General features: G+C 55.1%; 9 protein-coding genes. 3 read left to right on the top strand and 6 right to left on the bottom strand.

Translation table 11 applies throughout. The features are described 5' to 3' along the window. Window position 1: 1 nt before the first annotated feature. Both ACWVCN_RS10560 and ACWVCN_RS10555 read right to left on the bottom strand, forming a co-directional pair. Complete coding sequence (locus ACWVCN_RS10560; protein ID WP_455245635.1) at window positions 2-2314, bottom strand: PBP1A family penicillin-binding protein; 2313 nt, start codon at window positions 2312-2314, stop codon at window positions 2-4. A gap of 64 nt (window positions 2315-2378) precedes the next feature. Further along, window positions 2379-3806 carry a sodium:solute symporter family protein gene (locus ACWVCN_RS10555; protein WP_455245634.1) on the bottom strand — a complete coding sequence of 476 codons (1428 nt, stop codon included), beginning with the start codon at window positions 3804-3806 and terminating at the stop codon, window positions 2379-2381. A gap of 187 nt (window positions 3807-3993) precedes the next feature. Between ACWVCN_RS10555 and ACWVCN_RS10550 the strand changes: the two genes are divergently transcribed. Beyond that, entirely contained in the window at window positions 3994-4671 is a 678-nt protein-coding gene (locus tag ACWVCN_RS10550; protein WP_455245633.1) for an FKBP-type peptidyl-prolyl cis-trans isomerase, read from the top strand. Window positions 4672-4854: 183 nt separating this feature from the next. Beyond that, window positions 4855-6708 (top strand): ABC-F family ATP-binding cassette domain-containing protein, encoded by a 1854-nt coding sequence (locus tag ACWVCN_RS10545; RefSeq protein ID WP_455245632.1) that lies wholly within the window; start codon window positions 4855-4857, stop codon window positions 6706-6708. A 34-nt stretch (window positions 6709-6742) separates the two neighbouring features. On the opposite strand, the gene ACWVCN_RS10540 is transcribed toward ACWVCN_RS10545, so the two are convergent. From ACWVCN_RS10540 to ACWVCN_RS10525, 4 genes are all read right to left on the bottom strand, one after another. Continuing rightward, window positions 6743-7960: an FAD-dependent oxidoreductase gene (locus ACWVCN_RS10540; protein WP_455245630.1), complete on the bottom strand. Its 1218-nt coding sequence runs from the start codon at window positions 7958-7960 to the stop codon at window positions 6743-6745. Window positions 7961-8280: 320 nt separating this feature from the next. Next, window positions 8281-8904: a response regulator gene (locus tag ACWVCN_RS10535; protein WP_455245629.1), complete on the bottom strand. Its 624-nt coding sequence runs from the start codon at window positions 8902-8904 to the stop codon at window positions 8281-8283. Window positions 8905-9092: 188 nt separating this feature from the next. Beyond that, on the bottom strand, window positions 9093-9719 hold the full coding sequence (locus tag ACWVCN_RS10530) for a response regulator (protein ID WP_455245628.1): 627 nt from the start codon (window positions 9717-9719) through the stop codon (window positions 9093-9095). After that, window positions 9716-11599: a PAS domain-containing sensor histidine kinase gene (locus ACWVCN_RS10525; RefSeq protein ID WP_455245626.1), complete on the bottom strand. Its 1884-nt coding sequence runs from the start codon at window positions 11597-11599 to the stop codon at window positions 9716-9718. Before ACWVCN_RS10525 ends, ACWVCN_RS10530 begins: the two co-directional genes overlap by 4 nt. A 739-nt stretch (window positions 11600-12338) precedes the next feature. Between ACWVCN_RS10525 and ACWVCN_RS10520 the strand changes: the two genes are divergently transcribed. Continuing rightward, window positions 12339-12530: TetR/AcrR family transcriptional regulator (locus tag ACWVCN_RS10520; protein WP_455245625.1), on the top strand; the 192-nt coding region annotated here is incomplete at its 3' end.

Here is a 12530-nt window from a genome sequence, read left to right as displayed (position 1 = left end):
CTTATGAAAAGTTAAATAAGTCTCGAACCCGTTCCCAAAGCCCCCCGCCATGAACCTCGCAATAGACTGTCGGCTCAGTGCCTTCGACGAAGACCTCTTCTACCTGCTCAGGGCATTGTGAGGTTGCCAGTTGTCCGGTTCTGGGATCGATTGTCTTCACGATGACGCCATCCGGCCGCTGAAACGTTTGCGCCTCCTCCGGAACGATCTGCGTAGCGATGTCCATCCATATAGGCAACGCAGCCTGGGAACCGGTCAATCGGACTGGCCGTTCATCGTCGAATCCCACCCAGACCCCCATCACAACCTCCGGCGTATAGCCGATGAACCAGGCATCACGATACCCGTCCGTCGTACCTGTCTTGCCGGCAATCGTCCCGCTAAGCCCCAGCACCTTTGCCTTCGTCGCAGTTCCCCGCCTGATTACTCCATCCATTAAGGACGTCGCAAGATACGCGGACTGTGGTGACACCGCCTGGCTGCGATCAGGAACCGCCTGCCACAATTTTGTTCCGTCCTGAACAGCCGTTGCGCGCACTGATGTCGGACGAACCAGGATCCCTCCGTTTGCGATAGCACCATAGGCCGCAGTCATTTCAAGGAGCGAGACCGCTGGACTTCCCAACGCGATAGAGAGATCATCGGGCATTGGAGTTGTCAGGCCGAGATTCCGGATGATTTCAAGCAGTGGCTTCGTCCCCACAGACTTCGCTACACGCACGGCCGGTACGTTCAGCGATTGTTCGAAGGCATAACGCAACGTGACGTTCCCGCGAAACTGACGGTCGTAATTTTGCGGCGACCAGACGCTGTCGTGAGACTCGAATGTCACCGGTTCATCTGCGATGAGACTGGCAGGCGTCCAGTATGGCGCCCCCTTCGTTCTACTCGTTTCGAAAGCCGCCAGATAGACGAAGGGCTTGAAGAGCGATCCGGCCTGCCGATGTGCCTGAACGGCGCGATTGAATTGGCTGACTCGATAATCGCGGCCACCGACAAGTGCCAGAATCGCCCCCGTCGACGGCTCAAGCACCACGACAGCTCCCTGCAAGTACTGTTCAGGGCCCAAGAGGCCGGGGTGAGCCCGTTCCAGTTTTTCCAATCCCCGCTCGAGGGCGTCCGCGGCAACCTGCTGAACCAATGGATCGAGAGTACTGTCGATCAGTAGTCCCTCCGGTAACGGAGCCCCAATGGCTTCTTCCACCTGTTTCAGAACCGTATCCACGAAGTAGGGAGCATCGGCCAAAGCGTCATCTGGAGGTGCGACATGCAAAGGACGATTGACCTCGAGTTTCCATTCTTCTTCCGATAGATAACCCTGGTCACGCAAAATGCGAAGAACGACGTCTCGACGCTGCCGAGCCAGGGTACGATTCTTTGTGGGCGCATAAGTATTCGGCCCCTTGATGAGGCCGGCGATCATCGCCATTTCGCCGACCGTCAGCTCCGTAACCGGCTTGCCGAAGTATCGGTGAGCTGCCTCTCCAACTCCGTAGATAGCCACAAACCCAGCCTGCCCCAAATAAATCTCGTTCAGATAACTTTCGAGGATGTCTTGTTTTCTGTACTTTACCTCCAACACCAGGGCAGCAAGGGCCTCCTTCAGCTTTCGATCGAACGTGCGCTGGGGTGTGTAAAACAAATTCTTGGCGAGTTGTTGAGTAATCGTGCTGCCCCCCTGAACCACGCTCCCTTTGGTGAGATTCGTCCACACTGCTCGACCGATCGCGATGGGATCGACTCCGATATGGGAGTAGAAGCGTCGGTCTTCCACCGCCAGAACACTGTCGATCAGGCTTGAAGGAATTTCAGTAAGAGGAATCCACTCCCGCACTTGGCGCGATGCGCCTCGAAGCCCGCTGATAAGCTCCGGCTCGAGGAAAACAGGGAAAATTGGGCTCCGATCCGGTTCCGACAGCACCTCCGTTACCCGACCTTGATCCAATTTCAACGTTATGATGGAGGATTTCGTCAGTCCGTCAGGCCATGGATTGAGGTAAATCGTCAACCTGTCATGAACAAGCTGATACTCTCCTGGTGATCCGACCGTCTCCCTCACGGCATGGTAGCCGAGACGCTGCAACCGCTCCGTGAGTCTAGCTGTCTTTAGCAAAAGGCCCGTCTTGAGGGGGAAGGGCGCCGCGTGGAGGCGCAATGGAGGATGATCTTCGCTCCTGGGCAATTCGAGGAACGTGGCAAGGTATGCCCCATAGACAGCGAGGCCTGTCATTGCAATAGCAACCAATGCTCCCCCAACGATCCCGGCACGTACCATCCAGCGAGATCGCAAGAAGTGCTTCAATCCTGCTGCCATCCCCGCCACCCTACACCAGGCTCCACGGAATAGAGAACTCGCATAACCTCCCTTAGCAGACTGTTCATGAAGAACGCGTGTCCCTGGTTTGAAGCCGAGGTGAACGCATCGAACCGACGATCATGCCGAGACTTGCCATCAACAGGCCCACTAATTGAGGAGGCCAAACCGAATCATCCGGCAGCAACAGCTCGCAGCCCAACCATGCAACTAAGCCAGCAGCAACGGCCCACAACGCTCCCATCGTCGTCGCACTCTTCCAAAACAATCCCGCACACAATGGAATGAACGCGGCCACTAATGTCACCTTGTAAGTGTTGACGACCAATTTATAAATGCTCAAATCGGAGCCAAGAGCAATAGCCAGCACCACCGCGGCAAAGCACACCAGCACGATGCGCATGGTTCTCAGGAGGGCCCACTCATCCATGTGAGGGAACACGCCCTTGATCACATTCTCGCTGAGGATGACAGAGGGAGCGAGTAACGTCGCGCTCGAACAGGTCATGACAGCCGACAGCACAGCGCCGAAGAACAACACCTGGGCCAGAGGAGCAGTATGCTCCATAATAAGGGTCGGCAGAACAAGTTGAGAATCCTGATCCAACAGTGCCCCGAACTTTACCGGGTCAACCAGCAAGGCGGAGTATGCGATGAACATAGGAACGAAGCAAAAGGAGAAATAGAGAATTGCTCCGGCCACGGATCCACGAACCGCAGTCCGTTCATCCTTCGCAGATGTAATCCGCTGAAAGACGTCTTGTTGTGGAATAGACCCGAGCATCATGGTAATCCCGGCTCCGATAAATGGAATCCAGGCAGTCATGGCTGCGGGAGGAAAGAACTGCAATTTTCCGGCCTGGGACGCATGACTAATGACTGCCCCCATCCCTCCAGTCAAGTCGCTCATCACACTCGCGATGTAAAGTAAGCCTCCCATGATGACGGTGATCTGTACGAAATCGAGAATTGCGACCGAGAACATCCCGCCGAAGGTCGTGTAGGTCAACACAATCACTGTGCCGATTATCATGCCCGTCTGCTGGCTTACAGCGCCGTCAGTCACAACGTTGAGTACCAGGCCGAGCACTTTAAATTGGGCCGCGACCCACCCCAGATAAGAAGCGACGATGCAGAGAGTACACAGCACCTCCACACGTCGATCGTACCGAAGTCGATAGTAGTCACCGACTGTCAAGAGGTTAAGCCGATAGAACCGAGGAGCGAATAGAAGACCGGCGAGGAGCAGGCAGAGACTGGATCCAAAGGGATCTGCCACGACACCCCGGAGGCCTTCCTTGGCAAACGTTGCGGAAATCCCCATGACTGCTTCAGCCCCGAACCAAGTGGCGAACACGGTGGCCGTGACGACGGGAAGCGGAAGGCTGCGACCGGCGACTGCAAAGTCCTTTGTGTTGCGGACGCGGGTCGCGGCATAGAGTCCAATGCCGACCGACATGAACAGATAGAGAATAACGAATGTCAGAACCATCTGGGGAATGTGGATGGATCAGATTGGGGGTGCAGTGTACCTTCGCCTTGGGAAAGGCGCAACAGCCACAAACAGCACGCCTCTTGTCTCAACTCAAGGGAAATCTCTTGAGCCTCATGCCGATTTGGCTTACTGTACACAAAATATCGTCGTCTGTCTTTCATCTGACACACAGAAAGGATCTTTCATGCGTATTGCGATTGTTTGCTTCCTGGCCACGCTCAGCCTCGGACTCTTGACCGACAAGGCTCATGCCGCCGACCCATCCACAGACGAACAAAAGACGTTTTATGCACTGGGTTTGATCATCAGTCAAAATCTGGCCAAATTCTCCCTTACCGAATCGGAACTGGAGTTCGTCAAGTCAGGGATAACCGATGGCGTGTTGAAGAAGCAACTCAAGGTCGACCTGCAGACATTCGGCCCTAAGGTCAACCAAATCCAACAGGCACGCGCCTCCGCTCAAGCGGAGATCGAAAAGAAAGCCGGCGCCTCGTACCTGGCCAAGGCCGTCGCTGAGTCAGGAGCCAAGAAGACAGCATCCGGCGCAATCGTGAAGACGATCAAGGAAGGAAAGGGCAACTCGCCGAAGGCCACTGATACGGTCAAGGTCCATTACCACGGCACTCTCATCGACGGAACCGTCTTCGACAGCTCTGTGAAGCGCGGAGAACCGGCGACGTTCCCGTTAAACCAGGTTATCAAATGCTGGACGGAAGGCGTCCAAGAGATGAAGGTCGGAGGCAAGAGCAAATTGGTCTGTCCGTCCGACATCGCGTACGGCGACCGAGGCGCACCACCGCTGATCAAGCCAGGCGCGACTCTCGTGTTTGAAGTCGAACTACTTGAGATCGTGAAAAAGTAAACGCATCCCTGCGTTGTTTCTATATCGAAGGACCATCAGCGGGGGAGAGCCTACGTCAATTCTGGTTCTCCTCTGTTACTTCGCGTGGTCAAGCGGCTCTTGCGGTTGTTTGAACTGCCTCCGTAAACTTCTCAAATCCTATTCGATCAATCGACTTTTTCGCATCATGCTTCAAGACCCCCAATGCCACCGACTATCCTTCTGAGCTGTGAATCGATCAGTAAGAGCTACGGCGTCAAGCCTCTCTTTAAAGACCTCTCCCTCGCGCTATTCGAAGGGGATCATGTCGGACTCGTCGGCCCGAACGGCTCAGGCAAGTCCACACTCCTGAAAATACTTGCGGGTATCGAAAAACCGGACAGCGGCACAATATCCATCCGACGACAACTTCGCATCGGCTATATTCCGCAAGAGCAGGATTTTAAGGACGGCTCAACGGTCGAAGAAATCCTTACCCAGGTGCTTCTCGACGAAGGTATGGACCCCCATGAACATGCCGGAACGATCGCCAAGGCGCTGAGTCTTGGTGAGTTCTCTCAACCCCATCAACCAGTCGAAGCCCTGTCCGGTGGCTGGAAGAAGCGTCTGGCTATCGCCCGCGCACTGATGATGGAACCGGATGTCGTCTTGATGGACGAACCGACGAATCATCTGGACCTCGAGGGCATCATGTGGCTGGAGCGATTGTTACACGACGAGCCCCGTGCATTTCTCGTCATCAGCCACGATCGGCGCTTCTTGGAATCGGTCGCCTCGCGCCTGGTTGAATTGAATCGCTGCTACCCCAGCGGTATCTTCGAAGCCCAGGGTCGATACAGCGACTTCTTGGAGAAACGGGATGCGGCGCTTCAGGCAGAAGCCGACTATCAAGCTTCACTCGCGAATCGTGTTCGCCGGGAAATTGAGTGGTTGCGCCGAGGTCCTAAAGCCCGTACGACTAAGGCCAAAGCCCGCATCGATGCGGCAGAAACCATGATCGAACAACTGCAAACCGCCGAATCACGCCGGGAACAGGATGCCGCTGACATCACCTTTGCCTCATCAGGAAGACGATCCAAGCAGTTGCTTATTGTACGAAACCTCAGTTACTCGATTGGGACTAGACCGATTGTGTCGAACCTTGACCTGTATCTAGGCCCTGCCCAGCGATTGGGCCTGCTCGGGCCGAACGGAAGTGGGAAGACCACCCTGCTGAAACTTTTGGCCGGACGATTGAAGCCGCAAGGGGGAAGCATCGTCCATGCGGAGAAATTGCGGATCGTGACCTTCGACCAACAGCGAGAATCGCTCGACCGGCAGGAGACGCTCCGTCGTTCACTTGCACCGGCTGGCGACGTCATCATCTACCAGGACCGATCGATCCACCTCGTATCCTGGGCCAAACGATTCTTATTCAGGCCCGAGCAACTCGATCTGCCGGTTTCCCGCTTGTCCGGAGGGGAACAGGCAAGGCTGCTCATCGCGCGATTGATGCTGCAACCGGCGGATTTGTTGCTCCTTGATGAACCTACGAACGACCTGGACATTCCGACGCTCGACGTGCTGGAGGACAGCCTCCTCGAATTTTCCGGCGCCCTCGTGCTCGTCACACACGATCGCTGGCTCTTGGACCGTGTCTCGACGACTTTGTTGGCGCTCGACGGCCAGGGTCATGCAGAATGGTTCGCCGACTATGCACAATGGGAATCAGCGCAGCGGCGGAAGGAAGCCGCACCAGACCGTTCACGGCCGATTTCTCGACCCGACACAGACGCGGCCCCCATAGCACTGCCGAAGAAAAGGAAAGGCCTGTCTTATCGCGACCAGCGTGAATGGGATGAGATCGAGCAGACAATTCTCAAGGCGGAAGCGGTGCTTGCGGCTTGTCAGGCAGCCGTCGAGGATCCAGAAATCATCTCCGACGCTGAAACACTCCAAACTCGCTACGATGCCCTTGAGGCGGCTCGACGCGAAGTCGACCGGCTTTACTCGCGGTGGGCTGAGCTCGATACCATGCGAACAGCAGCTGAGGCAGGGCCAAGAACACCCGCGAAGTAAAGAGCTTCCCCAACCTCTCAGCTGAACCGATGGCTCACGATCGAACAGGAGTCCTCACGTGCTCGGGACGAATCCCGATCCCGATGAGATGAGCCGGGATCCGGCGCAATAACGGAAAGGACCGCAGCAATTTCAGCGCTAAGGGAGGTGATAGTGAGGCCTTCTCATTGAGAACTGGTTTGATGACGCGCTTCTGGACCGCCAGCTGAGCCCATTGGGTCAATTTGGTCGGCCACTCACGGCGCACCTGGACCCTCTTCAAATGCTCAGTCGAAAGCCTTCCCGTCGCGAGCGGTTCCGCCAATATATTGGCCGCCGCAACCGCATCTTGAATGGCCAGATTGATACCCACTCCACCCACCGGTGACATCGCGTGAGCCGCGTCACCTATGCAGAGAAGGCCTGGCCTACACCACTGCCGTAGTCGATCAACTTGTACCGTCAGGAGCTTAATCTGCCCCCACTCTTTCAGTTCATCGACACGATCCGCCATAAACGGCGCTACTTGCATCACTTGTCCTCGAAAGGCGGATAACCCGCACGACTCAACTTCCGGTCGAGTTCCCTTGGCGATCACGAAACCACATTGCCAATAGTCTCCGCGGTTCAGCATGATGAAAATATGCCCTGCCTCGAACCGCCCCATGGGATCAGCTGGATCACCAAGTTTCCGCGAAAGCCGGAACCAGAGGACATCCATCGGTGCCCCGAATTCTTCCACCGGCAGACCAGCTTGTTCTCGGACAACGGAATGCCGGCCGTCGGCACCCACGACTAGGTCTGAGCGCACTTCCAGTGAACCTTCTGCCGTACCCGCGCGGAGCCCGATGATTCGACCGTCTTCTTCAAAGAGTTGCGTCACCTCCGCACTCATCAGAAGTTGAAACGTGGGATAACTTCTCCCTTCCTCAGCTAAAAAGTTGAGAAAATCCCATTGAGGTAGAAATGCCACATATCGACATTGCGTCGGCAGGCACGAAAAATCCGCCACGGTCACTTCCAGATTGCCGAACCGCCCGATCAGCCTTGGAACCCGCTGATGCGGCAGCCGGAGAAAACGCTCAAGCATCCCGAGTTCGTACAGGATTTCGAGCGAAGATGGATGGAGGGTATCGCCTCTAAAATCCCGAAGAAAATCCGCGTGTTTCTCCAGCACGAGTACCGGCACCCCGGAACGGGCCAATAAAAGCGCCAGCATCATCCCGGCCGGACCGCCGCCGGCTATGCAGCAACGTACCGTTACAGTTCTCATAGATCGAACAAGGATACGCCCATTGTCGTCCGTTTCTTCGCTGCCACACCGAAGATCTACTGTTAGTAGTTCCCGGACTTTGACACATTGCGCATAAGGAGGGGAAGATGGGGAGGCATAGGCACTCCTTTCATCTGACAGTGACGACGCATCATCCCGCCGCTTGTTAGACGTCGTTCCGCGCAAAAGGACCCGCTGCCCTTTGCCGATTATCTTCCAGAAATGTCATGAAGTGAGAAGCCTGATGAAGGCCCTCCATGAGACGATCCGGATAAGGATGAATCGCTGCTCGTCGCGCAGCACGACATTACCGGGAAAGGCTACAACTGGTGCGTCAAGGCGTAGCGAATCAGGGCCGATGTGGTCTTCAACTGGAGCTTGGAGAGGAGCCGCATCCGATACGTGCTCACGGTTTTCACGCTCAGATCCAACCCTGCGGCAATCTCCGTTACCGACTTGCCGCTTCCGATCATTGACAGGACTTCAAGCTCTCGATCTGACAGCAATGCGTGGAGAGGCTTCCCCGGGGCTTGGACCGGTACGGTTTCCAGCCGTTCAGCCAAAGACGGGGTCACGTACTGGCGGCCTGCAAGTACCGTCTTCACGGCAGTGGCCAACTCCTGCGGTGCACTATCCTTCGTCACATAGGCAGCTGCACCACTACGTAATGCGCGCAAGGCGTACTGCTCTTCGGGATGGAAACTCAAAACGACAATCGGCAGGGACGGGCGAAGGGCTTTCAACCTCTTCAGTACGTCCAGTCCGTTCGTGTCAGGAAGATTGATGTCCAGCACGACAAGATCCCACGCAGAATCCTGAATCTTCTGGATCGCCTCTTGACCCGTTCCGGCTTCCATTACCTCGAGTCGCTCAAAGGAATCCCCCAGCATTTGCTTCAACCCCACACGGACGATCGCGTGGTCATCGACAAGGAGGAACCTCATACGTCTTTGATGATCCTCTTTGGAGACGAGTGCAGGTGGCTGGAGGTTGGAGGCATTGGCAGGCATCTACAGGAACCTCTGGTAATCTGGCAGCAGTATCTTAATAACTTAGGCTCTAATTGCTAGACAGGGATGTCTTAGGTCGGCGTAGGATAAATCCTACTCCGGGAAGTTGACTTTCCTCTTGTTCACAGCAGAGAGTGATCGAGCGTATACCGGATAAGATCGGTGGTGTTCTTCAATTGCAATTTTTCAAGAAGCCGCGTTCGGTAGGTACTGACAGTTTTCACGCTCAACGCCAAGTCTTCGGCAATCGATGAAACGGTCTTGCCCTTTCCAATTGCACAAAGGACCTGAAACTCCCGATCCGAAAGCCGCTCGTGAGGAAACTGCTCTCCCGGAGTGAACGCCATGACCGCAAGCCGCTCAGCTACCGTTTCGGTTATGAATTTCTTTCCCGTCATCACCTGCTTAATAGCGATTGCGAGTTCTTCCGGCGCACGTTCTTTGGTCAAATAAGCCGAAGCTCCCGCCTTCAGGGCCCGGAGCGCATACTGTTCCTCTGGGTGTAGGCTGAGCACGAGAACGGGCAAGGAGGCCTGACGTGCCCGCATTTTTTTTAAGAGATCGACGCCGTTTTGATCGGGCAAATTGACGTCAAGGATCACTAAATCCCACCGAACCCGGTTAAGCAACGTAAGGGCCTCTGCCCCCGTTGTGGCCTGCGTTACTTTGACATAGGGATAGGATTCTTCTACCAATTGTTTCAATCCGAGCCTGACGACCGCATGGTCGTCCACAATCAAGACATTCATGCCAACCCTTTTGCCATCGGGCGCATCGGAACGGAAAGAGGGAACTGTAATACCGCTTCGGTTCCTACACCCGGAGTTCCTGAAATCACCACTCTTCCATTGAAAAGCCTGACGCGTTCGTGAAGACCACGCAACCCTAATGAACTGTCATTTTCCCATTGCTTATCACGGATACCCTTACCATTGTCGCGCACCACAAGTTCCAAAAATCCCTGCTTTACCATGAGCTGGACGAATACCGATGAAGCATTCGCATGACGCATGACATTGGTCAGAAGTTCCTGTGCGCAACGAAATACTGTGGTAGCCAATTCCGGCACGATATCCTTTTCATAGTCGGCAACGTCGACCGTCAGTTGACAGGGTATGCCAGTGCGATCTCCAAAGGAGGCAGCGAGCCACTCAATCCCGGCCGCCAACCCCAGATCGTCCAACACACCGGGCCGTAATGTCGCCGCGGTTTCCCTTACCGAACTGATCAGGCCATCGACAGCCTTCGACATCACCGATGCTTTGGCCCGTATAGCACTTACATCAGCAAATCCATTGACCGCCGACAGGCGTCTGACAATCCATGCGATATCGAGTTTCAAACCGGTCAATGTCTGTCCAAATTCATCATGCAACTCCCGCGCTATCCGCCGCCGTTCGGCCTCTTCCGCCTCTGCCAAACGGCGGGTCACGACCCGCAATCGTTCGTAGGCCTCCTGCAACGCAGCTTGCGCCAATTTCAGATCGGTCACGTCGTTCGCGATTGTGACGAGACAGTCGTTGCCCTTGAGCATGATCATCTCAGAGGAAACAAGACACTCTCTCACCGGGCCAAACTTTGTCGGAAGGGTCATCTCCAGATTACGCACACCATTCTCGCGTTGCACTCGCTCCACGAAACGATGCCACGTCTCAGGAACGGCCCAAAGGCCGAGATCGACCATCGTCCGTCCGACGATCTCCTCCTGTACATGACCGAAGATTTCCGTGCATGCTCGGTTTGCATCCAGACAACGTCCGCTTGCTACGTCGGTAATGAGAATCGCATGAGGGCTGGATTGAAAGGTCTTCGCGAATCGTTCTTCGCTCTCCCGCAGCGCTGCCTCAGCCCTCTTGCGCTCCGTGATATCGCGGGCGATAGCTTCGATGCCGATCGGCTTCCCATCAGCGACCCGGAGCCGTACATGTTGCCCAAACCACACTTCACGGCCATCCTTCGTAACAGCTGGAAATTCAAAATAGGTGCTGGGCGTCAAATCACGAAGCTGCTGCTGGTAAAATTGCTGTGCCACACTGCCGGAATCCGGCAAAATAAGATCCAGATAGTGCATTCCCACCAGCTCATCGTGGCTATACCCCATAATGGCGCTCGCCGCCTCGTTGACGAAGGTGAACCGGCCATCCAGCCCGGCGGTGTAAATGATGTCTGTTGCCTGCGACACGAGTGAACGATATCGTTCCTGGCTTTCGTGCAAGGCCTCTTCCATCATTTTCCGTTCGGTGATGTCCTCGATGACGGCAATGTGGGATGTCGGCTCCTGCCCATATGCCCACATGGGTGACACGAACACCTTCACCCAGATCAACGATCCATCTCGCCGGCGATATCGCATCTCCGTCGAAAACGTATGGATGCGCCCCGTGATCAGCTGCTGCATCTGATCCAAATAGCGTGGCAGATCGTCGGAAAGGGTGATCGCCGCGAAATCCGTTTCGGCCATCTCCTCCTTCGTCATCTTCAAAATGTCGGCATAGCGCTGGTTGACACGCACGAATCGGCCGCTCCTGGTCTCGACCTGAGCCACCCCAACGGCGGCTTGCTCGAAGATTGCGCGGAATCGCTGTTCGCTCTCCCGCAAGGCCTCTTCATCCCGTTTTCTGGTTGTCATATCCAATTCCATGCCTGCCATCCGAGTGGGACTGGTATCTTCGTCAGTTCGATAACCCACCACGAGGAAAAATCCAAGGCCAAATGTTTAGATCAAACCGCCGTCGGCTCTCTTGAAGCTCAGCCGTCTGCTTTTCCGACAGGGGGCTGAGTTGCTCACTGGCCTCCCACAATCCTGCTCCGGCTCTCTCGCGTTCGGTTGATGTCCCTGACATCACACAGGCATATCCCTGGTCTCATGAACCAAATAAAAGAACCCCGACACCGCCGGCGATACAGGGAGAATCGGCCAGAGCCAAGAATAGGCTGGCAGAATGCGAACGAAGTGGCAAGACAGGAATGACATCACCTCGCGTATGAATGGAGCAAGGTTGGAGGAAGCATGAAAGGAACCGAATCGCTTGTCAAGACACCAGCAAGTACCACCTAGACCCTTACCGATTAATTTTAGGATTAATCCCTCAAAAATTACTCTCATTGGCGATCTTTGCTGCCAGACAAGTGCGCTGACCATAAAACGCCTTCCTTACAGAACCCTTCAAGATGCTCCAAGTCCTAGAATCTATGAGAGTCTCAATTGCGTTATTTGTTTCCTATAGCTCCCCTTCCTCGATGTGACGATCCCGGCCCGGGCAACATTCGTCAGGTCAAGCCACAGAGCTACGGCAAGGCGCAGGAAGAAAATGTTCTTGACCGTTCATTCCAATATGTGATAAAGGCATCGTAACAGGAGCATCGAGATGCCGAGACCAAAAGAATTCGATACTGCCGAGGCCTTGGACAAGGCCATGCAAGTCTTTTGGCGCAAGGGTTACGAAGCAACGTCAATAGATGATCTGTTGACAGCGATGGATCTCAATCGAGGTTCGCTCTACGACACGTTCGGCGACAAACATCAGCTATTCCTTGCCTGCTTGGACCTGTATTGCACG

It is taken from the genome of Petrachloros mirabilis, assembly GCF_975968855.1.
Note: the sequence above shows the minus strand (reverse complement) of the source record. Positions and strands in the feature narration are given on the sequence as shown.